The following is a 24,141-nucleotide window of genomic DNA, read 5'->3' on the forward strand; positions in this document are numbered from 1 at the left end:
ACTTCCGGCCATGCCGGTTCTCGTCACCTCCCGCGCGGGCGGGGTCAGCGTGCCGCCGTTCGGCGGGCTCAATCTCGGTGATCATGTCGGCGACGCCGAGGATGCCGTCGCCGCCAACCGGCGCCGGCTGGCCGAGCGGCTGCGGATGCCGGTGCAGTACATGCGCCAGGTACACGGCACGCGGGTCGTCGTCGCGCGCGAGCCGGCCCCACCGCCGGAGGCGGACGCCCTCGTGACCGACGTGCCGGGCCTCGCGCTGGCGGTGATGGTCGCCGACTGCGCGCCGGTGCTGTTCGAGTCCCCGACGGCGGTGGGGGTCGCGCACGCCGGGCGGGCCGGCATGACCGACGGAGTGATCGACGCGACGCTGGCGGCGTTCGACCGGCTCGGTGTCCCGGCGGATCGGCTCACCGTCACCATCGGCCCGTGCGTCTGTGCGGGCTGCTACGAGGTGCCGGCGGAGCTGCGCCGGGAGGTCGAGCAGCGGGTGCCGGGTAGCGCGGCGGCGACGCGGCGGGGGACCGCCGCGATCGACCTGCGGGCGGGCATCCACCATCAGCTCACCGCGGCGGGTGTGACCGACATCGCCGTCGCCACCCGCTGCACCGCGGAGGACCCGGAGCTCTACTCCTACCGCCGCGACGGTCGTACCGGTCGGTTCGCCGGGGTGGCGTGGCTCGGGTCGGCCGCGTGATCGCGCGTCCGGACCCGCCCGCCGGGGTCGATCCGGCCGCGGCGGGAAGCGGCGACCCGGCGCGCCGGGCGGAGCTGGCCCGCCGGCTCAGCGTGATCGAGGAACGGATCGCCACCGCGGCCCGCACGGCCGGGCGCGATCCGGCCGGGCTAACCCTCATCGCTGTGAGCAAGACCTATCCGGCCGCGGATGTCGTGATGCTGCACACACTCGGGGCGCGCCAGTTCGCCGAGAACCGCGAGCAGGAGGCCGGCCCGAAGGTGACTATGGTCACGCGTGAGCTCGCCCAGGTCTCCGGCGACCCGTCCGCGGGCGGCGGGGACGGGCTCGCCGGGGCGGGCGTGGCGCCGGGTGCGGCGGCGGACCCGGCGCCGGGTGAACCGAACGTCATCTGGCACTTCGTCGGCCAACTTCAGCGCAACAAGGCCCGATCCGTCCTGCGTTGGGCGGACTGGGTCCAGTCGGTGGACCGATCGGCCCTGGTCGGCGTCCTGTCCCGGCTCGCGGTCGAACGAGGCCGCCCGCTGTCGATCTGCCTGCAGGTCTCGTTGGACTCACGGAGTGATTCCCGGGGGCGGGTGGGGTCCGTGGTCGCCGATTCGGGCCGGGGTGGCGTCGATCCAGGGGAGCTTCCGGCGCTGGCTGATCTTGTCGACGAGGCGCCCGGACTGACACTGCGCGGCGTCATGGCGGTTGCGCCCCGTGGTGAACCAGCACGTCCCGCGTTCGAGCGGCTGCGTGCCGTCGCCGAACGGCTGGTCGTGGACCACCCTCAGGCCACCGTGATCAGCGCCGGCATGTCGAGCGATCTCGAGGCCGCGGTGGCCGAGGGCGCGACACACCTTCGGATCGGGACCGCTTTGTTCGGTGAACGGCCGGGTGTCCCTTAGAGTCGCGCCCATGGGGCTCGGGCGCAGGGCGATGGTCTACCTCGGTCTGGCCGAGGAGGACGAGGACTATCTCGACGACGACGACTACGACGACGGTCGTGCGGTCGGTCATGACGACCGGCGTGCCATGCACGAACCGGTCCCGATGGACCGCACGGTCCGTCGGATCGACGCACGGGAGGAGCCGGTCGCCATGCCGCGACGTCCACCGGTCGAACCACTGCGCCCCGCCGGACCTGTGCCGATGCGGCGGGTGATGCCCGTCGAGGAGACGCACCCCTACCGGATCACGACGCTTCAGCCACGTAGCTACAATGAGGCGCGGCAGATCGGCGAGGAGTTCAGGGACGGCACCCCCGTTATCATGAACCTCACCGACATGGACGACGTCGACGCCAAGCGGCTGGTCGACTTCGCCGCCGGGCTGATCTTCGGGCTGCGTGGCGACATCGAGAAGGTGACCAACAAGGTCTTCCTGCTCTCGCCGCACAACGTCGAGGTCACCGAGACGGACAAGCGACGCATCCGTGAGGGTGGGTTCTACAACCAGTCATGACGGGGAGCGCGGACCACTGACGCGCCCCCCGGATCCCCAAGGTTTCCAGGAGAGAGCACCATCAGCACACTAGGCGACTTGATCTCATGGGTGCTGCTGGTCTACTTCCTGTTCCTGATAGCGCGGTGGATCACCGACCTTGTTCTCGTCCTCGGTCGATCGTTCCGTCCGACCGGCCCACTGTTGTTGATCTTCGAATCCGTGTACACGGTGACTGACCCCCCGTTGCGGCTCATCCGCCGTATCCTGCCCCCGTTGAGGGTGGGTAGCGTATCGCTTGACCTCGGGTATCTGGTGCTCTTCCTGGTGATCTTGGTGCTGCGAAGCTATGCCCAGAGCCTGTGACGGGGTTGTGTGCACACCGCGAACGCGGGCGCGGCAGACTGCCCGCAGACCGCCCTCTCTTCGGGGAGCGGCGATGCCGCACGAGGAGGCGACGTGGCTCTGACACCACAGGACGTACAGAACAAGGTCTTCAGTCCGACGAGGTTCCGCACCGGCTACAACGAGGATGAGGTCGACACCTTCCTCGACGAGGTCGAGGCGGAGCTGACCCGGCTGCTCGACGAGAACAGCGATCTGCGCCGGCAGCTCGACGAGGCCCGCCGCTCCGGCGGCGGCGGCCCCGGGGTCCCCGCGCAGATCCTCGAGGAGAACCAGGGGCTGCGTCGCCAGGTCGAGGAGACCCGTCGCCAGCTCGCCCAGGTCCAGGCGCAGGCCGCGCAGGCCGCCCAGGTCGCTGCCCGGGAGCGTGCGCAGCAGCAACAGCAGCCGGTGCCCCCGCCCGGCGTCCCGCAGGGCGGCGCCCCGACCACGGTGATCCCCGCCGTCGGCTCGGGCGGCGGCGGCGTGCCGGCTCGTGCCGGCTCCGGCCAGGCCTCGGAGGCCGAGATCGAGCAGCGGGTCGCCCGCACGCTCGTGCTGGCCCAGCGCACCGCCGACGAGGCACTGCGCGAGGCGCGCGCCGAGTCCGAGCGGGCTCGCCGCGAGGCCCGCGCCGACGCCGACCGCATCATCGGCGAGGCCCGCGCCCACGTCGCCGAGCAGCTCGGCGGCCTGGAGGACGACAAGCGTCGCCTGGAGGGCCAGGTCGAGCAGCTTCGGGCCTTCGAGCGCGAGTACCGCACGCGGCTGCGCGCCTACCTGGAGATGCAGCTTCGGGACCTGGACGGCATGCCGACCCAGCCGCCGGCCGTCGGCGCGGGCAACACCCCCCGCCCCGGCCTGAACCCCGGTGGGCCGACGCCGCCGCCGGCGGTGGGGATGGGCCCGAACGGCGGCCAGCAGAGCCCCGGCCACCAGCCGACGTTCCCGCCCGGCCCGCCCATGCCCGCCGGCGCCATCGCCCGGGACAACGGCCACGGCGGCCGCCCGGATCTGGACCCCAACCGGCGCGACGCGCCCGGCCTGCAGGAGTTCTGATCCGTCGCGTCGCCGCACCCCGCCCCGTCGAGATCGTCTCTGCCATGGCCGCGTCGTCCGTGACCACGCCGCGTGCGGCCTGGCCCGTCGGTCCGGTGTCGGCGAGCACCGCCGTGGCCACCGCGGTGCCGCCGGACCCGCTGGCCCGCCCCGCCCGGACGCGCCCATGCTGATGCTGTGCGGCCTGCTGCTCGCACTCTGCGCGGTGCTGGCGATCGTCGGGATCGTCGCCGGCAGCGGCTTCGTCTACGCCTCTCTGATTCTGACGCTCATCGCCGCGGCGCTGCTCCCGCTCGGCGCGCTGCGCCGAACGTCCTCCTGAGCAGCGCCGCGGCGATCGTCGGCGCGGCGCCTAGCCGGCCGCGGGAGTGTGCCGCGCCAGGCTGAACGCCAGGCCCAGCTCCTGCGCCTCCGAACGCAGATCCGCCTCGCCCTCCGCGGCCTCGGTGAAGGAGACCGCGAGCACCTCCTCGGCCACGGTGTCCCCGTGGGTCCGCAGGGCGAGCGCGGTGGCCGCGCGGGTCGCCGACCAGCGCACGTCCACCCGGTCGGTGATCTCCAGGCCGGCGGCCTTGCGCGCGTCCTGCAGCACCCGCACCACGTCGCGGGCGAGTCCGGCCCGGGCCAGCTCCGGGGTGATCTCCAGATCGAGCGCGACCGACAGGCCGGACTCGGCGGTGACGGCCCAGCCCTGCCGCGGCGTCTCCGTGATGATCAGTTCGTCGCCGGACAGCTCGACGGGTTCGCCGTCGACGGTGACGGTCAGCCGGCCGTCGACCGGCGTCCCGGCGGCGGGGATCGCGGCCGCGACCGCCTTGGTGTTCTTGCCGAAGCGCCGGCCCAGGGCGCGGAAGTTCGGCTTCACGGTGATGTCGACGACGTCCGCGGTCGCGGCCTCGACGACGGTGACGTTGAGCTCCTCGGCGATCTGGGCGCGCAGCTCGGCGGACAGCTCGCCGAACGCGGCGGCGCCGACGACGGCCCGGGGCAGCGGCTGGCGGGTGCGCACCCCGCTGCCGGCCCGCGCGGCGCGGCCGAGCTCGACGATGCGGCGCACGAGGTCCATCTGCGTGGACAGGCGCTGCGAGTGCAGGCCGGCCGGCAGCTCGGGCCAGGCGGCCAGGTGCACCGAGTCGGGTGCCGTGGGGGACGCGTCGGCGAACAGCCGGGCCCACAGCCAGTCGGTCAGGAACGGCGTGAACGGGGCCATCACCCGGGTCAGCGCGTCCAGGCAGGTGTAGAGGGTGGTCAGGGCGTCCGGATCGCCGGCCCAGAACCGCCGCCGCGACCGGCGGACGTACCAGTTGGACAGGTCGTCGATGAACCGGGCGATCCGCCGCCCGGCGCGCAGCGAGTCGAAGCCGGCGAGCGACTCGTCCACCTCGGTCACCGTGGCCGCGAGCTCGGACAGCGCCCAGCGGTCCAGGACGTGCCGCTCGGCGGGCGCCGCCGCGGCCGGGCCCGCGCCGGGGTGCCAGCCGGCCGCGCCCGCATACAGGGCGAAGAAGGAGGCGGTGTTCCAGTAGGTCAGCAGGACCTTGCGGACGATGTCCTCGATCGCCTCGTGGCCGACCCGGCGGTCCGCCCACGGGGAGCCGCCGGCGAGCATCAGCCAGCGCACCGCGTCCGCGCCGTGCCGCTCGAACAGCTCGAACGGGTCGAGGACGTTGCCGACGTGCTTGCTCATCTTGCGGCCCTCGGCGTCGAGTAGCAGCCCGAGGCAGAGCACCGTCTCGTAGGAGGATCGGTCGAACACCAGGGTCCCGATCGCCATCAGGGTGTAGAACCAGCCCCGGGTCTGGTCGATCGCCTCGCAGATGTACTGCGCCGGGTACTGCCGGGCGAAGTCGTCGGCGTTCTGGTGCGGCGCGCCCCACTGGGCGAACGGCATCGCCCCGCTGTCGTACCAGACGTCGATCACCTCGGGCACCCGGTGCGCGGTCGCGCCGCAGGCCGGGCAGGAGATGGTGACCTCGTCGACGAAGGGGCGGTGCGGGTCGAGGGTGGCGAGATCGCGCCCGGCGAGCTCGGACAGCTCCGCGATCGACCCGACGCAGACCATGTGGTCCGGGTCGTCGTCGCAGCGCCAGATCGGCAGCGGCGTGCCCCAGTAGCGGTTGCGGGACAGCGCCCAGTCGACGTTGCCGCGCAGCCATTCGCCGTAGCGCCCGGTCTTGATCCGCTCGGGGTGCCAGTCCGTCGCCTCGTTCTGGGCCAGCAGCTGCTCGCGGATCGCGGTGGTGCGGATGTACCAGGACGGCAGCGGGTAGTAGATCAGCGGGGTGTGGCAGCGCCAGCAGTGCGGGTAGCTGTGCGTGAAGGTCAGCCCCCGCCACAGCCGGCCGCGCTCGCGCAGGTCCGCGGTCAGGGGGGCGTCGGCGTCCTTGAAGAACAGCCCGCCGACGAGCGGGGTGTCGGCGAGGAACCGGCCGTCGGTGCCGATGGGGTTGACCACCGGTAGGCCGGCGGCCCGGCAGACCGCGAGGTCCTCCGCGCCGAACGCCGGCGACTGGTGCACCAGGCCGGTGCCGTCGGTCGTGGTCACGTACTCGGCGAGGACCACCGAGTGCGGGGTGCCGGTGCCGGCGGCGAACCGCTCGGCGGCCAGCAGCTCGAACGGGCGGGTGTAGCGGGCGCCGGCGAGCGCGGTGCCGCGGAAGCGCTCGACGACCTCGGCGTCCTCACCGACGGCGGCGGCGACCAGCGGCTCGGCGACGACGAACAGCTCGCCGCCGGCGGCGCGGACCAGGGCGTAGTCGACGTCCGGGTGGGCGGCGACGGCGGTGTTCGACACCAGCGTCCACGGCGTCGTCGTCCAGACCAGCAGCTCCGCGCCACGCGCGGCGAGCCCGAGGTCGTCGGCGACCAGCGGGAAACGGACGTAGACCGAGGGGTCGTCCACGTCGGCGTAGCCCTGGGAGACCTCGTGGTCGCTCAGCGGCGTCTCGTCGCGCGGGCAGTACGGGGTGACGCGGAAGTCCTCGACGAGCAGACCCTTGTCGAAGATCTGCTTCAGCGACCACCAGACGCTCTCGATGTAGCTGGTGTCCATCGTGCGGTAGGCGCTGTCGAGGTCGACCCAGTAGCCCATCCGCTCCGTCATCGCGGAGAAGTCGGCGACGTGGCGCAGCACCGACTCGCGGCAGCGGGCGTTGAACTCGGCGATCCCGTAGGCCTCGATGTCGTTCTTGCTGGTGAAGCCGAGCTCCTTCTCCACCGCGAGCTCGACGGGCAGCCCGTGGCAGTCCCAGCCGGCGCGGCGGGGGACGTGGAAGCCCTTCATCGTCCGGTAGCGCGGGAACAGGTCCTTGAAGACCCGCGCCTCGACGTGGTGGGCGCCCGGCTTGCCGTTCGCGGTCGGCGGCCCCTCGTAGAAGACCCACAGCGGGCGGTCCGCGGTGGACTCCAGCGAGCGGTGGAAGACCTTCGCGTCGCGCCAGCGGGCGAGTGTCTCGCGTTCGAAGGCGGGGAGGTCCACCTGCCCGGGCAGCGGGGCGAAGGTGGGGGTACGCGGGGCGCTGGGGGTACGCGGGGCGGTGGTCATCGTGACGGACCCGGTCTTCCTCGGTCGTGGCTGGCGTCGGACCAACGGAGGGACGACGCCTCACCGGCCGCGCGTGACGACGGCCGACGGGCCTGCCCGCCGCCGCGTCCCGCCCGGGACCGGGGGTACCGCGGTACCACCCTCCTTGCACGCCCCGGCTCGGCCGATCCGCCGGGGCGGAGCGGGCCGTGGGGCGGCCTCTCGTCAGAGCTCGCGGCGGCCGGGTCTACTGGGGACTCCGCCGGCTCGCGCCCGCGGGGTCCCGTTCTGCCGGCGGCTCGGGGGTGATCTTCGCGACGCGCTGACCACCGGGCTTCCACCAACCCCGGCTCGCTCGGGCTGCGCCCGCCGCTACTCGTCCCCGTCGACGCCGTGCCGCTGTCGGTGCAGTCTAGTCGACCGCTCGGCGGCTCGGCCGGTGCCCGGCGGGGATCCATCGGGGCGCCCCGTGCGGGCTGGCCCGTAGAGTGGATCGGGTGGGGGCGGAGACGACCATCGGGAGCAGTGTGTCCGAAGATCCCGCCGACCGTGGGTCGGCCGCCACGGGGGGCGCCGCGGGCACAGCCCGGCGTCCGGTCGTCACGCTGACGGTCGCGGCCCTGGTGATCCTGCTGCTGGACATCGTGACCAAGCACCTCGCGGTGGCCACGTTGTCCGACCGTGGTCCGGTCGACATCATTCCCGGCGTTCTGGACCTGCGGCTCACCCGCAACTCCGGAGCCGCGTTCAGCCTCGCGGGAGGGGCGACGGTCGTGCTCAGCCTCGTCGCCCTGGCCGTGATCTCGGTCGTGGTCTTCACCGCCCGCCGGCTGCGGTCGGTGGCCTGGGCGGTCGTGCTCGGCGCCCTGCTCGGCGGCGCGCTGGGCAACCTGACCGACCGGATCTTCCGTGCGCCCGGCCCGCTGCGCGGCCACGTCGTCGACTTCGTCTACCTGCACCACTGGCCGATCTTCAACGCCGCCGACTCGGCGATCGTCTGCGGCGGCGTCCTCGCCGTCGTGCTGTCGCTGCGAGGCATCGGGCTGGACGGCACCCGCTACGGCGACCCCGACCCCGACCCCGACCCGGCCGCGGCCACCGGTGGGGTGGCCGCGAGCGGGGTGGCCGTCGGTGGCATGGCCGTCTCGGCTGACGGCGCCGGCGCTGCCGGCGCCGACGACCGCGGCGGCGCGGCCGTCGGCGGAGACGGCGGCGCACTGCGGGCCGAGCCGCCCGCCGACGCCGGCCGAGGCGGCACCGGGCCGGGGGGCCAGTGACCCGCGCCGGGGAAGACGTGAGCGCCGGGGGAGACCTGGGCGCCGGGGGCGACCTGCGTTCGCTGCCGGTTCCGGACGGGCTCGACGGCATCCGCCTGGACGCCGCTATCGCGCGGATGTTCGGGCTTTCGCGGACCGCCGCCGCCACCCTCGTCGACGACGGCCAGGCCAGCCTCGACGGCCGGATCCGCGGCCGGTCCGACCGGGTCAGCGGCGGCGCGTGGCTGGAGGTGCGGCTGCCCGCCCCGCCGCGCCCGGTCACCGTGGAGCCGACTCCGGTGGCGGGCCTCGGCATCCTGTACGACGACGACGACATCGTGGTGGTCGACAAGCCGCCCGGCGTGGCCGCCCATCCGGCTCCCGGCTTCACCGGGCCGACCGTGATCGGGGCGTTGGCCGCGGCCGGCTACCGCATCTCCACCTCGGGTGCCGCGGAGCGGCAGGGGGTCGTGCACCGCCTCGACGTCGGCACCTCCGGGGCCATGGTCGTCGCCAAGAGCGAGCGTGCCTACACGCTGCTGAAGCGGGCCTTCCGCGAGCGCCAGGTGGACAAGCGCTACCGCGCCGTCGTGCAGGGCCATCCCGACCCGCTCAGCGGCACCGTCGACGCGCCGACCGACCGCCATCCCCGCCGACCGGGCCTGTTCGCCGTCGTCGCGGACGGCAAGCCCAGCGTGACCCACTACGACCTGGTGGAGGCGTTCCGTTCGGCGTCGCTGCTGTCGATCCGTCTGGAGACCGGCCGGACCCACCAGATCCGGGTGCACATGTCGGCCCTGCGCCATCCCTGCGTCGGCGACCTCGCCTACGGCGCCGATCCCACCCTCGCCGAGCGCCTCGGCCTGACCCGGCAATGGCTGCACGCGGCCCGCCTGTCGTTCGACCATCCCGGTCACGGCGGCCCCGTCGAGTTCACCAGCCCGGACCCGGCCGACCTGGCGGAGGCGGTGGAACGGCTGCGGGAACAGGCATGACCGAACCGGTGGCGGCCGCGTTGCCGGCCCCGCCCACCCCCGCGGCCCCGCCGATCGCTGGAGCCCGGCCGCCCGTGCTGGCCGACGCCGAGCCGTCCGCCGCGCCCGCCGAAGCCGGCCCGTCCGCCGAGGCCGATTCGGCCGCCGTGTCGGCGTCGGCGGACGCAGGGCCGCCGACGGCCGCCCGCCCTGCAGCCGTCGAGGCGCGGTCCATGGCGCCCCGGCCCGCCGTGAACCCGTTCGACCGGCTCGACAACGCCGCGCTGCCGACCGTGTTCCGCATCCTCGACGCCGCCCGGTCCCACCTCGCCGGCACCGCCGATCGCGAGGCCTGCCGGGCTCGCCGGCTGGCCGAACGGGCCCGGGGCGGGCGGGCGGGCCGGGACGGGCCGGCCGAGCCCGGGGCGGAGGGCTCGCCGGCCCTGCTCGACGTGGTCGGCGTCGCGCCCGGTGGCGTGGTGGACCGGGGAGCGCGGGTGCTCGTCCTCGGCCTGGTCGCGTTGATCGTGGTGAGCGCGGCGGCGGCGATGCTGCAGAGCGTCGACCGGGACCGGCCGTCCAGGGCGACGGCGCCCGCCGACGTGCCGGCCGCCTCCCCGCCGGCGGGGCAGCCCGTCGCGCCGACGGTCACGATCGGCCCCGGTGCCAACGACTCGGTCGCCGAGTACCTCGGGGCGAGCCGGCAGAACCTCGCGTCCCTGACCGCCGCCGCCCCCGCCGCGGACCTCTACGCCGTCGCGAGCCTCACCGCCCCGGTCACCCCCGACGAGATGCTCGGAGTGCTCGGCGCCTACCGGGCCGTGCAGGTGTTCTTCACCGCCGGGGTCGGCGGGGAGGTCGAGCAGGCCACCGTGCGCGACCCGGTCACCGACGTCCACGCTGCCTTCGCCTCGGCGGCGACCCAGGCGCAGGCGCGGGCCGCGGCCGAGGCGGGAGCCGGCGAGGCCGGCGCGAACGACCGGGACCGCCTGGCCGCGCAGCAGCTACGGGCCGGGTGCGCGTGCCTGTTCGCCGCCGTGGTCCGGGCTCCGGCCGGGCGGTTGTCGCAGCTCGCGGCCGATCCCCGGGTCCGGGTCGTCGATCCCGCGCCGCCCGGCGCCGGGCCGCCTGGGGTGAGATTCCTCCCACTGTCGCCGGATCGCCGCTGACCTCGGGCGCGCCGTCCCTCATCATCTGGCCGAGTTGGTGCCATCCGGTGGACGGGGCGCGGGCCGTCGTGGCCGCCGTCGTCGTCGGCCCCCGTACCGGTCGCGACGGCGACAAGGCAGGATGAGGCGCGAAGCCCTCGTCGGCGCGGTGTCGGGGGGCCCGGACGACGCCGGTCGCGGCGTAACGGCGTAGCCGGCAGGCAGCTCCGGACGGCACCAGTGATGATCACGGCTACGGCGACGACCACGATGACGGCGACGATCACGATCACGATGACGGCGACGATCACGACAACAGGACGGTTAGGAGCTCAGGGGTGAAGTTGGCGAAAGGCACCCGGGAGGTTTTCGACGCGGAGAGCCTGGTGGAGGAGTACCTGGGTCCCCGCAAGCGCGGGCTGCGTTACGCCTACCCCTACTACGACGGACTGGTCACCAACGACGACCCGGATCTGCTGTGCACGGGCGACCTGCTGGCGCCCAGCCTGCTCGGCGTGCACGTCGACGTCGACCGGATGCACACCCTGACCGCGCTCACGCCGCTGTTGCAGCGGGCGCTGGACAAGCTGCCGCCCGGCATCGAGCTGATCGAGGCCGACGAGGTGACCCTCGACCTGGTGGCCGCCCTCTACGACCCGCTCGACGACCCCGACGTCTCCGACCGGGACGTCAAGGGCTCGCTGATCGCCAAGGTGCTGCACCGCAAGAGGCCCGCGCTCGTCCCCCTGTTCGACTCGAAGGTCCGGATCTTCTACCAGCACGAGGACTGCGTCCCGCCGTCCCCGCGCGACGGTCGCAGCTGGCGGCAGTACATGGGGTTGCTCGTCCGGGCCATGCAGTACGACCTTCGGGAGAACGCCGAGGAGTTCCGTCGGCTCGCCGCACTGGTGCCGCAGAGCGGCCCGCCGGTCACCCCGCTGCGCATGCTTGACGTCGTGGTGTGGATGAGCAGCGCAGTGTGACTCGTCCCGACGCCGGCCCGGGGCCATCGCCCGCAGCGGGCTGCGAGAATGGGTGACGTGCTGAGCTACGCCGTCCGCGGGCTCACCCGACGACACGGGGTGGGCGGGCACTCCGTCCTCGCCAACGACCGGATCGATCTCGACGTCCGGCAGGGCGAGGTGTTCGGGGTGCTCGGCCCGAACGGCGCCGGGAAGACCACGCTGGTTCGCCAACTGATGGGGCTGCTGCGCCCCGACGCCGGCACGATCATGATGTTCGGTCGCGACGTCCGCGCCGCGCCGGACCTGCCCGCCCGGCTGGCCGGCTATCTCGGTCAGGACGACCTCGCGCTGGCGGAGCTGCCCGTCGCCACCGCGGTGGCGACCACGGCGCGGATGCGCGGCGTTCCCCGCGCGGCCGTGCGGGAGGTCCGCGACGACATCCTCGACGAGCTCGGCCTCACCGCCGTCGCCGACCGGCCGCTGGCCCGGCTCTCCGGCGGCCAGCGGCGGCTGGCCTGCGTGGCCACGGCACTGGTCGGCGACCGGCCGGTCCTCGTCCTCGACGAGCCGACCACCGGGCTCGACCCGGTCGCCCGCCGCGCGGTGTGGGGGGCCTTACAGCGCCGCCGGGACGCGGCCGGCACCACCGTCGTGCTGATCACGCACAACGTGCTGGAGGCGGAGTCGGTACTCGACCGGGTCGCCGTCCTGGAGTCCGGGCGGGTGATCGCCTGCGACACCCCCGGCCAGCTCAAGGCGTCGGTGTCCGGCGACGTCCGGCTCGATCTCGCCTGGCGTCACGAACCCCCCGCCGACGACCCCACCGTCGCCATGCTCGCCGGCCTCGCGACGACCAACGGCCGGCGCTGGACGGTCCGCCTGGACCCGGCGACCGCCCGCGAGGCCCTCGGCCGGCTGACCACCGGCGCGGCCCTCGCCGCGCTGGACGACTTCAGCCTCGCCACCCCATCCCTGGAGGACGTCTACCTCACCCTCGGCGGGGCGTCCCGAGACCTGGAGCGGACATGACTGTGCACGTGCGTCGTCCGGGCCAGCAGGTGTGGACCCGATGACCATCGTCCCGGACGCGCGCGACGCGTCGGTGATCCTCGCGGCACTGCAGCCGGAGCCGTCGCCGACGCCGTCGGCGGAGTCGGCCCTGGCACCGTCGTCGGGGCCGTCCACGGTGCCGCTGCCGTTGCCCATCCCCATGCCGGCGCGGCTCGGGCCGCCGAGGATGCCGCTGGCCACCCGGTTCGGCACCGCGTTCGGCGCGGTCTACCGCGGGCAGCTCGCCCGGTCGAAGGTCGGCCGCATCCCGTTGCTGTTCGTGGCGTCGTTCCAGTCGATCGGGATCCTGGTCCTGCTGCGCGGCATCCTCGACGTCGACAACACCACCGCCGCCGGCCAGGTGGTCGCCGGCTCCACCGTGCTGGTGGTCGCGTTCGTCGCGCTGAACCTGCTCGCCCAGCGCTTCGGTGCCCTGCGGGCGGCCGGCGCGCTGGACTACTACCTGACCCTGCCGATCCCGCCGGCGGCGGTCGTGCTGGGTACGGCCGCCTCCTACGCGACGTTCGCCGCGCCCGGCACGGTCATCACGGCCGTGCTCGGCGCCCTGCTCTACAACCTGCCGATCACGGGGCTGTGGCTGCTCCTGCCCGTCGTCGTGCTCTCCGGGGTGTGCCTGGCGGGTCTGGGGGCCGTGGTCGGCCTGCTCGCCCCGCGCCCGGAGCTGGCGACCATCGCCGGCCAGCTCGGGATGAGCATCGTGCTGTTCCTCGGGGTCATCCCGGCCGACCGACTGCCCGAGATCGGCCGGGTCGCGCGGGACGTGCTGCCCAGCAGCTACGCCGTGGACGCCCTCGCGGCCGCCTTCCAGCCCGGCGTGGACTGGTCGAAGGTGGTCGTCGATCTCGCCGTCTGCGCCGCCGTGGGGATTGCGGCGCTGGCCGTCGCGGCGGTGACGCTGCGCCGCGTCGGCACCTCCTGACCGGGAGCGCAACCGTCCGGGGTCGCGCCGTCCCGGACCACCGTCGCACCAGTGTGGCCGGGGTGACCGCCCAGCACGATAGTGTCAACCGTCCGCGGTGGCCGGCGACGCCGCCGATGGTGCGGACGAGGAGACGGACACCTCTTGGCGGGACGGGCGACGTGACGGAGCATTCTTCGGAGTTTCGGGGGGTCCCGACGGACAGCCCCGCAGCCGAGCCGTCCCCGACCTCCCCGCTGCCGGCCCGCTCGCGGTGGCCCCTGTCGCTCGGGCTGCGCCCGGACCTGATCGCCGGCCTGATCTGCGCGGCGGCGATGGCGGTCGCCGGCTTCCCGCTCGGCCTGCTGTGGGCCGCCGTCGCGCCGCACCTCGACGTCGCCGGCGCGCTGCACGGCAACGAGTCGGCGTTCGCGGTCCAGAGTGACATCGACGCCCGCTTCGCGCTGATCTGCGCGGTCGCCGGGCTCGTCGGCGGCCTGCTGGCCTTCTGGCGGGCCCGGGAGGCGGGCCTCGGGGTGCCGCTCGGGCTCGCCGCGGGGGGTCTCGGTGGCGCGCTGATCGCCGGCTGGATCGGTCATCTCCGCCGTTCCCCGGACCTGCTCCACAGCCTGCCGGCCAACGCCTCGCCGGTGTTGGTCGACCTGGTCGACCTGCGCGTCCGCGCGCACGGGCTCTACCTGGTGATGCCGGTGGTCGCCCTGGGCGTCTTCGCGATCGGCCTGTGGGCGACCTCCCGCCCCCGCCGGGCTCCGCGCGACGAGCGGCCGCCCGCCCCCGGTCCCGGCAGCGCCGCCCCCGGTCCCGGCGGCGACGAGTCCGGACCTGTGGGCGGCAGCTCGGGGCCGCAGAGTCCGGGGGACGTCACCGCCCGCCAGGTCCCGGCGCGCGGAGACGCCGGAGGCTGACCCCGGAGGCTGACACCCGAGGCTGAGGACGGTTGTCGGGCCGGCAGCGGTGACCGACCTCCCGCACCGGGCGCCGTGCCGCAATGGGCGCCGTGCCCGCCGGCCGCGGCTCAGTTGGGGCTCGGGTCCACCCGGCGCAGCTCGCTGGACCCGATCGTGGTGATCTTCTGGAGCAGGCCGACCTCCCGGTGCAGCAGTGCCCGCTCGACGCGCAGCCGGGTGGCCGCGTCGGCCGCCGCAAGCAGGCCCTGGCGCTCGGTGAGATCGGTGACGGCCGCCGCGGCGATCACGTAGGACAGGGCGACGGGATCGTCGGGCAGGTCCGGCAGGGAGATCTGCACCGTGCCGGTGGCGGCCAGCCGCTCGGCGTAGGCGCGCATCAGCCGCTGCACCGGCGCGACGGACTCGCGGGCCCCCTCGGCGTCACCGACCTCGTCGGGCAGGAACTCGACCTCCCCCACCAGATAGGGCGCGCTGTGCTGGTCCACCGTGCCGATGCGGAACCGCTGCCCGCCGACGGTGATCAGGGAGAACCGGCCGTCGGGATGCTCCTGCACCCGCCGCAGCACGGCCGTGCAGCCGACCTCGTGGATCGCCGGCAGCGCCGGCCCCGTCTCGCGGCCCCGCCGAATGGCCACGACCCCGAAGCTGCGCGCCTCGTCGGCGGGCTGGGCGAGCAGCTCCCGGACCAGCGCCCGGTACCGCTCCTCGAAGATCTCCAGCGGCAGCACGAGCCCGGGAAGCAGGACGGTTCCGAGCGGGAACAGCGGGAGTCGCGCGCTCATCGCCGGTGCCCCTCTCCTTCTGGCCCATCCGGATTCCGCCCCGGCCCGTGCGGGACCCTGCCCTTGCCCGAGCGTGCCGTGCCCTTGCCCGAGCGTGCCGTGCCCTCGCCCGAGCCGCCACCGGTCGGGCTCGGCCAACCGGCCGCCGGGGTGACGCACCGCGGCGGGTCCCTGTGCCGGAAGACGGGCGTTCGACCCAACCTTGTCCCGCGCCGGCCGCGGTGTCCATCGGCCGACCCCTGTGATTCTCGCCGAACGGGGGCGTGTCGGCGCCGTCCGTGGTCCGCGCGGGGTGGCGCCACCGGGCCCTGGTCCTCCTTCGCGGCGCATTCGGGCGAGAATGGGCCGGTGTGGGGAACCGAACCGGAGCTGCTGGTCGTCCTCGAAGGAGCGGGCCGCACCGAGGGGCCGCTGAGCGCGCTGAGCGCGCTGGCCGAGTTCGGACGGGTGACCTCGGCGCTGCCGCCGCGGCTGGCACTGCTGGCGGTGCCCGTGTCGCGGGCGGCGGAGCTGGCGGCCCGCGCGGGCGTGCGCGGTGTCTTCGTCGACGGGGTGCCCCCGGCGCTGCGCGAGACCCTCAGCCCCGCCGAGGCCCTGTTCGTCGACGGCTGGTTGGCCCGCCGCATCGCCAAGGACCGGCCAGCCGAGGGACGCCCATGGGACGCCCCCGGCGCCTCACCGCCCGACCCGCCGCCGGTGGCTGATCCACCACCGGCGGCCGACCCACCACCTGCCGACCCACCACCTGCCGACCCACCACCAGCCGACTGCGCGGCCGACTAGGTCGCCCCTGTCCCCGCCGGCAACCTGCCACCGCGACGACGTGACAGGTCATTCGGACTCTGCGAAGCCGCGCACCGGTGGGCGTACGGCCTAGAACACGCGGCGCGGGGTCGACCAGGTTGCCCCGGCTCCGGAGGTACGCCACACCATGTGCAGCTCGTCGCCGACGCGGGCGAGGACCTCCAGGTGGCCGTCGAAGTTGCTCTGGATCATCGAGACGGCGTCGACGGTGCCCAGGCTGGCGGCGAACGGGCGCGGGCCGCTCCAGAACGGCGTGGGCGCGCCGTTGTTGCGGTAGTAGTGGATGAGCCCGCCGCCGGCGGCGGGGACGACCACCTCGAAGTTGCGCGCCCCGTCGGCGAAGGAGCTCTGGATCAGCGCCGGGTTGCCCGCGACCCCCTCGCCGAAGACCGGTCCGGTCCGCCACACCGCGGTGTTGTCCCGAGTCAGGTGCACCAGCCGGCTGCCGACCCGGGCCACGGCCTCGAGCATGCCCGCACCGCCGCCGAGGGTGCCGTGGATGAGGCTGACCGCGTCGACCCGGCCCAGGTTCGCGCCGAACAGCTTCGGCGCGCTCCAGGGGTAACCGTGGACGTCGTGGTTGCGCCACAGGTGCAGGATGCCGACGTCCGCGGCGGGGATGAGCAGCTCGAAGTTGCCCTTCGTCCCCAGCCGGCTCTGGACGAGCGACGGCACCCCGCCGACGCCCTGGGTGAGCTGCTTGGGGTCGTGCCAGGCGAACGCCCCGGTGCTGTCGCGCCACAGGAAGGACAGCGTCGAGCCGACCCGGACGGCGACCTCCAGCGGCCCGGGGTTGGCCAGGGTGCTCTGGACCATCGTGAGGGCGTCGACGCGGCCGAGGGACTGCGCGGTCTGCCACGGGTCGCGCCAGGGGAAGCCGGTGGCGTCGTTGTCCCGCCACACGTGGGTGATCCCCGCGAACGCCGACGGCACGACGGCGTCGAAGTTGCCGGTGCGGCCCAGCCCCTTCGACTGGACCAGCGCCGGGTTGCCGCCGACGCCGTGGCCCCAGCCGATCTGGCCGGGGGTGTAGCGGCACAGCGCGAAGCTGTTGGAGCGCATCAGGCAGTCCGCCGGCGCGGGCGCGCAGGTGTCGCAGTTGCCGTTCGGGACGCCGAACGCCCCCCACGCGCCGCCGCAGTCGCAGCCCGCGCCGCCATACTCGTCCGGGGCACCGAAGATGTGCCCGGTCTCGTGGGTGAAGACGCGGTCGATGTTGTCGGGACCCCAACCGTCGTTGGCGTAGGACATGACGATCCGAGGCCCGCCGACCGACGAGTAGGCGAAGTAGCCCAGCGGGTACTTGGTGAAGAACGCGCAGTAGGCCCACCGGGTGCCGAGCCGGGCGCGCAGCGCGTCGACGTAGTCGTAGACGCCGTCGAAGGTGGCCGCGTAACCGAGCCGGCTCATCGCCGGGTCCCGCCACAGGGCCTCCAGATCGTTCGCCTTCGGGTCCGCCGGCACGGACAGGCGCACGAGCTGGATGTCGTAGGAGAACGTGAGGTCGGCCGCCGGGTTCGTGGTGGCGTACCAGGACAGCCCGTTCTGCACCTCGGCCACGACCTTGGTCCGCTCGGCCGCCGCGAACTGCAGGTCGGCGGTCGGCCCCTCGACGAGGATCAGCCCGATGGCGACGGAGCCCTCCAGCTTCGAGCTGGTCGGGGAGCCGGCGGTGTTGGCCGCGAGGCCCGCGGCGGGGCCGCTGTCGCCGGTGGCGTCCGCGGCGCCCGCGGCGGTCAGCGTCATCAGCGGGCTCTGCAGGAGCGACTGGCCGTTGGCCACGGCGCGCGGCCCCGGGCGGTCCGGGCCCGGCCCGGTGGACCCCCGCGGCGGCGGGACGTCGGTGCAGGGGCGATCCATGTCCCACGCATGGCCGTCGCGCGGGCGATCCTGCTTCAGTCGGCGGTAGGCGGCGCTGGCGCGCAGCCGGAAGGCGTCCAGACCCAGCGTCTCGGCCCGGTTCAGGCCGGGGGAGACGCCCGTGGTCGACACGACGCTGCCGTCGGCCGGGGGCAGCAGGCCCGCGCCGGCGCGGGCCGCGAGCAGCCGCGGCCCGTCGGGTGCGTCGTCCCGCGGCCGGCCGAGTACCTGGACCCGGCCGTAGCGGTGCAGGGTCCGTTCGCCGCCGTCGGCGCCGGTGGGCCGGGCGGGCGTGGCGCCGTCGGTCGCCGCGTCGCCGCCCGTGGCCGGGTCCCCCGCGTCGGTCCTCGCGGGAGCGGCCCGCAGCGAACGGGTGGTCGCCGCGTCGGCCGGGGTGATCAGGGCGCGTTCGTCGACCGGTACGTCCCCCGCCATGCGTGATCATTTTCCCTTCGGTGAGTAATGGCTGTGCGGAGTTGTATCGTGTTGCGGCTTTGTTGTGTCGGCTTTTACGGAAGCAAGCGCCGGGAGTACCGGTCCGTCTTATACGACCCGGTTTGTCCGCATGCGGCCGGGTGGCATTCCGGTCCGGGTGCCTGCCGGCGTGACCGGACGATCGGAGCCGGCCGTCCCTGCGGCGTCGCCCGGGGGCCGGCAGGCCGGCAGACCGCCGGCGGGCGGCCCAGGTCCCTCGGACGGACGAGCGGCCCCGGCGGTCTGCGGCGAGCCCCTCAGGCGGGCTCGGACCCTCGGGGTGCGGCCAACGCTCGGGATGCGGCCAACGCTCGGAATGCGCTCGACGCTCGGGATGCGGTCGACGTCCGGAGTGGGGTCGACGCTGGGAGTGGGGTCAACGCTCGGGGGGGAAGGAGTTCTGCCCGGGGTTGACGTCCGGCCAGCCGGAGCCGACGGCCGACCGGTCCGGCCCACCCATCGCGGGACCGCCCAGTCCGGAACCACCCCCCGCAGAGGCGGCCATCGCGTCGGCGACCTTGCGCATGATGGCCTCGACGAGGCGGACGGCCTGGGGGGTCGAGAGGTTCAGCACGATCTCCGAATCCCCCGCGACCTGGAATCGCACCGAAACGTCCGCCATGACGAGTTCCCCTTCCTCGTGGCTCGCCACCCCTGCGCAGGTGCGTTGCCAGAGGTGACGTTACGGGGCGAAGGGTGCGTCGCGTGCGGGACCTCGTCACCTCGGCGGGCAGCGTGACCGGCTGACAGACGCCCGCGACCGTGCGGGTAGGGTCACCGTGGTGAGCACTAGGGTGGCGACGGTCGGTGACTGCGTGGCCGTGCTGGAGGAGGCGTTCCCGCCGGCCTGGGCGCAGTCGTGGGACGCGGTGGGCCTGGCGGTCGGCGACCCTGAGGCCCCCGTCACCACGGTGCTGTTCGCCGTCGATCCCACCGTCGAGGTGGCCGTCGAGGCGGCGGCCGGCGCTCAGTTGCTCGTCACTCACCATCCCCTGTTCCTGCGCGGGACCCACGGGGTGGCCGAGACCGGATCCGGCGGGCGGGTCGTCGCCACTCTCATCCGCGCCGGGGTGGCGTTGTACACGGCGCACACCAATGCCGACGTCGCCGACCCCGGAGTCAGCGACGCGCTGGCCGCGGCCCTCGGGCTGCGCCGGGTCGGCCCGCTGGACCCGGCACAGCCGGCCGACGCTCAGCTGGATGGAGCGCAGGCGCCCGGAGTCGAGCCGGCCGGAGCGGAACCGGCCGGAGTCGAGCCGGCCGGAGAGGGCGCGGCGGCGCCGGTGTGCCGGGGGCTGGGGCGCATAGGCGAGCTGCCCGAGCCCGAGCCGCTCGAGCGTTTCTGCGCTCGCGTCGCCCGGGCGCTGCCCGCGACGGCCGGCGGGGTGCGCGCGACCGGGGCCGCGGACCGGCTCGTGCGCCGGGTCGCGGTCTGTGGGGGCTCCGGCGGGGAACTGGCCGGCGCCGCGCGGGCCGCCGGCGCGGACGTGCTGGTCACCGCGGACGGGCGGCATCACCACGTGCTCGACACGGTGGGGGAGCATCCGATCGCCGTCGTCGACGTCGCCCACTGGGCGAGCGAGTGGCCGTGGCTCGCGCACGCCGCCGCGCGTCTGGAGGCCGGTCTGCGGACCCGGGGACGTACGGTGAGTGCATCGGTGTCCGCTATCGTGACCGATCCCTGGCGGTTGCACGTTCCGTCCCGGTAGCCGGCGTCGCAGGCGGATGCCCGGCTCGCCGGGCCGGGTCCGTCCCGGGTCCCGCCGACCGCTCGGCTCGCGGGCCGGGCGGCGCGGTACCGGCAAGGGCGTCGTCGATCGCGGCCGACGCCGATGAAGGACATACCGGTGAGGAGTCCATGAAGGCCGACCCAGCAATCCAGCTCCGCCTGCTTGACCTGCAGGCCCTCGACGCCGGCCTCGACCGGCTGGCCGCCCGCCGCCGCGGGCTGCCCGAACTCGCCGTCATCACCGAACGCACCGCCGCCCTGGGCACCATCGACGACGATGTCGTCGAGGTGCGCACCGAGCTGGGGGACGTCACCCGCGCCCAGCGCAAGCTGGAGAACGAGATCGAGCTCGTCCGGACCCGCTCCGCCCGCGACTCGCAGCGGCTGGAGTCCGGAGCGGTGACGAACTCCCGCGAGCTGGAGAACCTTCAGGCGGAGCTGGCCTCCCTGGCCCGCCGCCAGGGTGTTCTCGAGGACGACGCGCTGGAGAAGATGGAGGCCGTCGAGGGCCTGGAGGGACGGCTTGCGGCCCTCGACCAGCGCCGCGCCGACCTGCAGGCGGAGATCGACGCCGCGATCACCGCCCGCGACAAGGCGTACGCCGAGATCGACACCGAGTCCGCCCGAATGCGTCAGGACCGCCAGGCCCTCGCCCCGACGCTGCCCGAGGCGCTCGTGACGTTGTACGAGCGGATCCGGGCGTCCTCCGGCGGGGTCGGCGCGGCACCGTTGCTGCGCCGGCGCTGCCAGGGCTGCCATCTCGAGCTCTCCGGCGGCGATCTGCGGGCGGTCGCCGCGGCACCCGTCGACGAGGTCGTGCGGTGCGAGGAATGTCGGCGCATCCTGGTCCGTACCCCCGAGTCGGGGCTGTAGCGGCAGGTCGGTTCGGGCAGGTCGGTTCGGGCAGTGCGGTTCGGGCTGGGCGCGAGGCGGTCAGGGCGAGGGGAGCGGCAGATGAGCACGGTGCGCAGGCTGGTCGTCGAGGCCGACGGCGGATCCCGGGGCAATCCGGGCCCGGCCGGCTACGGCGCCGTGGTCCGTGACGCCGCGGACGGGACGGTGCTCGCCGAGCGGGCCGCGTCGATCGGCCATGCCACGAACAACGTCGCCGAGTATTCGGGTCTCATCGCCGGGCTGCGGGCCGCCGCCGAGATCGCCCCGGACGCCGAGGTGGAGGCCCGGCTGGACTCCAAGCTCGTCGTCGAGCAGATGAGCGGCCGCTGGAAGGTCAAGCACCCGGCGATGCGCCCCCTGGCCGACGAGGCCGCCGCACTCGCCCGCACCTTCCCCGCCGTGCGCTACCAGTGGGTGCCCCGCGCCCGCAACGCCGATGCGGACCGCCTCGCCAACGAGGCGATGGACGCCGCCGCGGCCGGGCGCAGCTGGGAGCCGTCGGTCCCGCAGTCACCGGATCCGGCGCCGCACCGAGCCCCCACCACCAACCGCCTCTCCGGCTGGATGGCCCCGCCCGCCCCACCGACGACGACGGTGCTGCTGCGCCACGGCCAGACACCGCTGTCGGTGGACAAGCGGTTCAGCGGGACGGTGGAGGCGTCGCTGACCGACCTGGGGATGAGTCAGGCCGCCGCGGTCGCCGACCGGCTGCGTGACGAGCCGTTCGACCTGATCGTCAGCTCGCCGCTCAAGCGCGCCCGGCAGACCGCCGAGGCGCTGGGCCGCGACTACGTCGTCGACGACGACCTGCGGGAGACCAGCTTCGGCGCCTGGGAGGGGATGACCTTCGGCGAGGTGCGCGAACGCTTCCCCGACGAGCTCAACGCCTGGCTCGCCGACCCGAACGTCCCGCCGCCCGGCGGGGAGAGCCTGATCTCGACCGTGACCCGGGTGGCCCGGGTCCGCGACCGGCTGCTCGCCGAGCAGCCCGGCAAGCGGGTCCTCGTCGTCTCGCACGTCACGCCGATCAAGGGCCTCACCCAGCTCGCGCTGGCCGCGGAGCCGACCGTCCTGTACCGCCTGCACCTGGACCTGGTCTCGCTGACCACGATCGACTGGTACTCCGACGGCCCCGCCGTGCTGCGCGGCTTCAACGACACACACCACTCCGCCAACCTGACCACCTACGGCGAATAGTCACCGCAGGTCTGTCACTGGGCTGCCTGCCAGGCCAGGCGGCAGCCCACCAGGCAGCCCGATCGCGGGTGCCGACGTCAAAGACGGGGCGGTCGGCGAGGGGTCGGGCGAGGGCGACGCCGATCCACCATCGCCGTTGAACTCCACCGTGGCGGGCGCTCCGGCCGTGAGCCGTACCAGGCACCTTCCTGATACGGATCGGTCGTGGCGGCTGTTGCCGGTCGATGCCGACGCGGACGCGTACCTCGACCCGGTCGCCGAATTCCGCGACGTCGACGCCGGCCGGGATCTCGCCGCGGTCCGTGGCGACGCACAACCGGAGTTCGCGTCCGTCGTGACTGACCCGTGCGCGGTCGACGGTAGTCTCCCAGGGTTGAGAGGCGGTCGGGTCGCACGGGAGGGTGGCGAGCCGCGCGAGGAGACGCCGGATGAGCCATTCCGGTGCGATGGCCGGCTCGAGGAGCGTGCCGCCCGGCTGGCGGATGGTGGGATCTTCGTTGGGCGAGGGGAGATGGACGAAGACCCGTCCCGGGCGGAACTGTTCGGCTATCTGCGGGCGTGCGGTGAGAAGCGGCGGCCCGGTGGGCTGATCGAGCTTTTCCTGACCGAGTGCGACCGGCCAGACGGCCCATGAGGAGGAGTCGGCCGCGTCTTTGTCGAACACGAAGCTGGTGGCCGGAGGAATCTGATTGGAGGTGAGAAACGCCTCTGCCTGGATCAGCGCCGGTCCGCCGTCGGTCGCGGTGAACGACCAGGTCACGAACCACGGCGGAGGGTCGATCGACACCTCCAGACGTCTCCCTGCGCCCACCCCATCACCGTCCCGCTTTCAGTCCGTAATTACTGCGATCGGAGTGCGTCGGCCGCTGCCGTAATCTGTTCTTTCGTGGGCGCCACGTACGTGAAGTTCCGGCCGCGGAGATATTCGAGAAACTCTGGTTCGGGTGGAAGATCGTGCGCTTCCAGATAGTAGGCGACGGAGGCGTCCCAGATCCAGAGTCCATCCGTCAGGAGTGCCATGGGCACCTGCCGCGGTCGGGCCGGGTCGAGCTGGTCGACGTCGAGGCCGGCGGCCCGTAGGATGACTGCCGCGTGTCGCAGATAGGCCAGAACCTCGCTGCGTTCGCGACCGGGGGGCAGCTCTGGGCGGTCGGTTATGAAGGGGGTGCCGTCCGTTGTGCCATCGAAGACCTTGGCCACCTTCAGATCACCGATAATCTGGGGCATTGCCATCACCTTTGGTTGTCGGGTGGAAATCGATCCAATGGCCGTCGTGTGGTCGGGTTGCCACCAGGATTCCGAACTCGTTCCGTCGCCTTGACGTTGTGACGACATTACCTCTCTCGTCGTTGAAGGCGAGTTCGGTCGGTGCGGTCACGGTGACGCCGAGTTCGTCGGCGACCTTCTGGGCGACGGGGTCGTCGCCCTGTCCAGTCTCGCAGGACACCAGCCGCACCGGTCGGCCGCGCCAGTTCTCGTCCGCGCGGATGAGCGCGCTGAGCTGCCGGGCGTCGAGTCGTGTCCGGCCGACCCGGAATTCCGAGGGGGTGCCGTGCAGGTCGGCGGTGTACTGCCCCGGGGCCGGTCTAGCTTCCGCGGCGGTTGTGCGCATCTCCACGTCGGACTTCTCGTAGAAGGCCCGTCCGTCGGTGGTCGGCAGGCTGTCCCGCCAGATGCGGGTCAGCTTCCAACCGAGCCTCTCCGGTCCGTCGGAGCCGTCTCGCTTCCTGGCTGCCGTGTCCAGGCTCGCATCGCCGACCGGATCGCGGGGCGCGGCGCTGTCGAGCAGCGCCAGCTTGCGTTCCATCGGCGAGAGGGGGGCGTCGGGTGCGACTGCCGTCCGGCGCTCGGGCGGCCGTGGCCGGTCATCCGACAGTGCGCGACGTTCGAGGGCATCCACCTTTGTCTCGATGCTCGACCGTCCAGTGGGCTCCGGGGGGCGGTCGACGCGCGACTCTGCGGACTGGTCCGGCGCCGGCGACTGCTCGGGACTCGTCGCCGGCCGCTCGATAGACATCGTCACCCAAAGTAGCAGTGTCACCACATTCGCGTAGGTACTGTCTGTGAGCCGACAG

The 24,141-nt window shown here is 73.9% G+C and carries 24 protein-coding genes; 17 read left to right on the forward strand and 7 right to left on the reverse strand.

Going from position 1 to position 24,141, the window contains the following annotated elements; translation table 11 throughout:
- Positions 1 to 10: 10 nt before the first annotated feature.
- From pgeF to FRAAL_RS33730, 6 genes are all read left to right on the forward strand, one after another.
- Entirely contained in the window at positions 11 to 694 is a 684-nt protein-coding gene (pgeF, locus tag FRAAL_RS09620; RefSeq protein WP_011603366.1) for a peptidoglycan editing factor PgeF, read from the forward strand.
- Positions 691 to 1,584, forward strand: coding sequence for a YggS family pyridoxal phosphate enzyme (locus FRAAL_RS09625; RefSeq protein WP_050997348.1), 894 nt, complete (start codon positions 691 to 693; stop codon positions 1,582 to 1,584). The genes pgeF and FRAAL_RS09625 overlap by 4 nt, the downstream gene beginning before the upstream one ends.
- Before the next feature lie 10 nt (positions 1,585 to 1,594).
- A complete protein-coding gene (locus tag FRAAL_RS09630) occupies positions 1,595 to 2,140 on the forward strand; it encodes a cell division protein SepF (RefSeq protein WP_041939075.1) in 546 nt (181 codons plus the stop codon).
- A 60-nt stretch (positions 2,141 to 2,200) separates the two neighbouring features.
- A complete protein-coding gene (locus FRAAL_RS09635) occupies positions 2,201 to 2,485 on the forward strand; it encodes a YggT family protein (RefSeq protein ID WP_505474305.1) in 285 nt (94 codons plus the stop codon).
- A 93-nt stretch (positions 2,486 to 2,578) separates the two neighbouring features.
- Entirely contained in the window at positions 2,579 to 3,562 is a 984-nt protein-coding gene (locus FRAAL_RS09640; protein WP_011603370.1) for a DivIVA domain-containing protein, read from the forward strand.
- 166 nt (positions 3,563 to 3,728) lie between these two features.
- A complete protein-coding gene (locus FRAAL_RS33730; protein ID WP_173402685.1) occupies positions 3,729 to 3,884 on the forward strand; it encodes a hypothetical protein in 156 nt (51 codons plus the stop codon).
- Positions 3,885 to 3,914: 30 nt separating this feature from the next.
- On the opposite strand, the gene ileS is transcribed toward FRAAL_RS33730, so the two are convergent.
- Positions 3,915 to 7,106: an isoleucine--tRNA ligase gene (ileS, locus tag FRAAL_RS09645; RefSeq protein ID WP_041939077.1), complete on the reverse strand. Its 3,192-nt coding sequence runs from the start codon at positions 7,104 to 7,106 to the stop codon at positions 3,915 to 3,917.
- Positions 7,107 to 7,582: 476 nt separating this feature from the next.
- Between ileS and lspA the strand changes: the two genes are divergently transcribed.
- From lspA to FRAAL_RS09680, 7 genes are all read left to right on the forward strand, one after another.
- Positions 7,583 to 8,362, forward strand: coding sequence for a signal peptidase II (gene lspA, locus FRAAL_RS09650; protein WP_157892026.1), 780 nt, complete (start codon positions 7,583 to 7,585; stop codon positions 8,360 to 8,362).
- A gap of 17 nt (positions 8,363 to 8,379) precedes the next feature.
- The gene (locus tag FRAAL_RS09655; RefSeq protein ID WP_173402686.1) at positions 8,380 to 9,336 is read left to right on the forward strand and encodes an RluA family pseudouridine synthase; all 957 of its coding nucleotides are present in this window, start codon (positions 8,380 to 8,382) and stop codon (positions 9,334 to 9,336) included.
- On the forward strand, positions 9,333 to 10,484 hold the full coding sequence (locus FRAAL_RS09660; RefSeq protein ID WP_063822623.1) for a hypothetical protein: 1,152 nt from the start codon (positions 9,333 to 9,335) through the stop codon (positions 10,482 to 10,484). Before FRAAL_RS09655 ends, FRAAL_RS09660 begins: the two co-directional genes overlap by 4 nt.
- Positions 10,485 to 10,801: 317 nt before the next feature.
- Positions 10,802 to 11,446, forward strand: a complete 645-nt coding sequence (locus tag FRAAL_RS09665) for a DUF6308 family protein (protein WP_011603376.1) — start codon at positions 10,802 to 10,804, stop codon at positions 11,444 to 11,446.
- Positions 11,447 to 11,494: 48 nt separating this feature from the next.
- Positions 11,495 to 12,457 (forward strand): ABC transporter ATP-binding protein, encoded by a 963-nt coding sequence (locus tag FRAAL_RS09670; protein WP_011603377.1) that lies wholly within the window; start codon positions 11,495 to 11,497, stop codon positions 12,455 to 12,457.
- A 40-nt stretch (positions 12,458 to 12,497) separates the two neighbouring features.
- On the forward strand, positions 12,498 to 13,418 hold the full coding sequence (locus FRAAL_RS09675) for an ABC transporter permease (RefSeq protein ID WP_041940343.1): 921 nt from the start codon (positions 12,498 to 12,500) through the stop codon (positions 13,416 to 13,418).
- A 161-nt stretch (positions 13,419 to 13,579) separates the two neighbouring features.
- Complete coding sequence (locus tag FRAAL_RS09680) at positions 13,580 to 14,323, forward strand: hypothetical protein (RefSeq protein ID WP_011603383.1); 744 nt, start codon at positions 13,580 to 13,582, stop codon at positions 14,321 to 14,323.
- A gap of 110 nt (positions 14,324 to 14,433) precedes the next feature.
- Here FRAAL_RS09680 and FRAAL_RS09685 read toward each other — a convergent pair whose 3' ends face one another.
- Positions 14,434 to 15,108 carry an LON peptidase substrate-binding domain-containing protein gene (locus FRAAL_RS09685; RefSeq protein ID WP_011603384.1) on the reverse strand — a complete coding sequence of 225 codons (675 nt, stop codon included), beginning with the start codon at positions 15,106 to 15,108 and terminating at the stop codon, positions 14,434 to 14,436.
- Between the two features lie 348 nt (positions 15,109 to 15,456).
- Here FRAAL_RS09685 and FRAAL_RS09690 point away from each other — a divergent pair, with 348 nt between their 5' ends.
- Entirely contained in the window at positions 15,457 to 15,891 is a 435-nt protein-coding gene (locus FRAAL_RS09690; protein ID WP_011603385.1) for a hypothetical protein, read from the forward strand.
- 90 nt (positions 15,892 to 15,981) lie between these two features.
- Here the strand turns inward: FRAAL_RS09690 and FRAAL_RS09695 are convergent, their stop codons facing one another.
- A complete protein-coding gene (locus tag FRAAL_RS09695) occupies positions 15,982 to 18,207 on the reverse strand; it encodes a DUF8189 domain-containing protein (protein ID WP_011603386.1) in 2,226 nt (741 codons plus the stop codon).
- 415 nt (positions 18,208 to 18,622) lie between these two features.
- A complete protein-coding gene (locus FRAAL_RS09700; RefSeq protein WP_041939078.1) occupies positions 18,623 to 18,868 on the reverse strand; it encodes a hypothetical protein in 246 nt (81 codons plus the stop codon).
- A gap of 157 nt (positions 18,869 to 19,025) precedes the next feature.
- Here FRAAL_RS09700 and FRAAL_RS09705 point away from each other — a divergent pair, with 157 nt between their 5' ends.
- The 3 genes from FRAAL_RS09705 (at position 19,026) to FRAAL_RS09715 (ending at position 22,066) form a co-directional block, all read left to right on the forward strand.
- Positions 19,026 to 19,955 carry a Nif3-like dinuclear metal center hexameric protein gene (locus FRAAL_RS09705; protein ID WP_011603388.1) on the forward strand — a complete coding sequence of 310 codons (930 nt, stop codon included), beginning with the start codon at positions 19,026 to 19,028 and terminating at the stop codon, positions 19,953 to 19,955.
- A gap of 149 nt (positions 19,956 to 20,104) precedes the next feature.
- A complete protein-coding gene (locus tag FRAAL_RS09710) occupies positions 20,105 to 20,848 on the forward strand; it encodes a zinc ribbon domain-containing protein (RefSeq protein ID WP_011603389.1) in 744 nt (247 codons plus the stop codon).
- A gap of 81 nt (positions 20,849 to 20,929) precedes the next feature.
- Positions 20,930 to 22,066, forward strand: coding sequence for a bifunctional RNase H/acid phosphatase (locus tag FRAAL_RS09715; protein WP_041939080.1), 1,137 nt, complete (start codon positions 20,930 to 20,932; stop codon positions 22,064 to 22,066).
- Here the strand turns inward: FRAAL_RS09715 and FRAAL_RS31505 are convergent.
- From FRAAL_RS31505 to FRAAL_RS09730, 3 genes are read right to left on the reverse strand one after another with little or no spacing between them, the layout of a single operon-like run.
- A complete protein-coding gene (locus FRAAL_RS31505; protein ID WP_193790326.1) occupies positions 22,020 to 22,853 on the reverse strand; it encodes a hypothetical protein in 834 nt (277 codons plus the stop codon). The genes FRAAL_RS09715 and FRAAL_RS31505 overlap by 47 nt on opposite strands.
- 53 nt (positions 22,854 to 22,906) lie before the next feature.
- Positions 22,907 to 23,293: a hypothetical protein gene (locus FRAAL_RS09725; RefSeq protein WP_041939082.1), complete on the reverse strand. Its 387-nt coding sequence runs from the start codon at positions 23,291 to 23,293 to the stop codon at positions 22,907 to 22,909.
- A complete protein-coding gene (locus FRAAL_RS09730) occupies positions 23,274 to 23,873 on the reverse strand; it encodes a DUF8616 domain-containing protein (protein ID WP_231861595.1) in 600 nt (199 codons plus the stop codon). The genes FRAAL_RS09725 and FRAAL_RS09730 overlap by 20 nt, the downstream gene beginning before the upstream one ends.
- Positions 23,874 to 24,141 lie beyond the last annotated feature (268 nt).

It is taken from the genome of Frankia alni ACN14a (assembly GCF_000058485.1).
Taxonomy (GTDB): Bacteria; Actinomycetota; Actinomycetes; order Frankiales; family Frankiaceae; genus Frankia; species Frankia alni.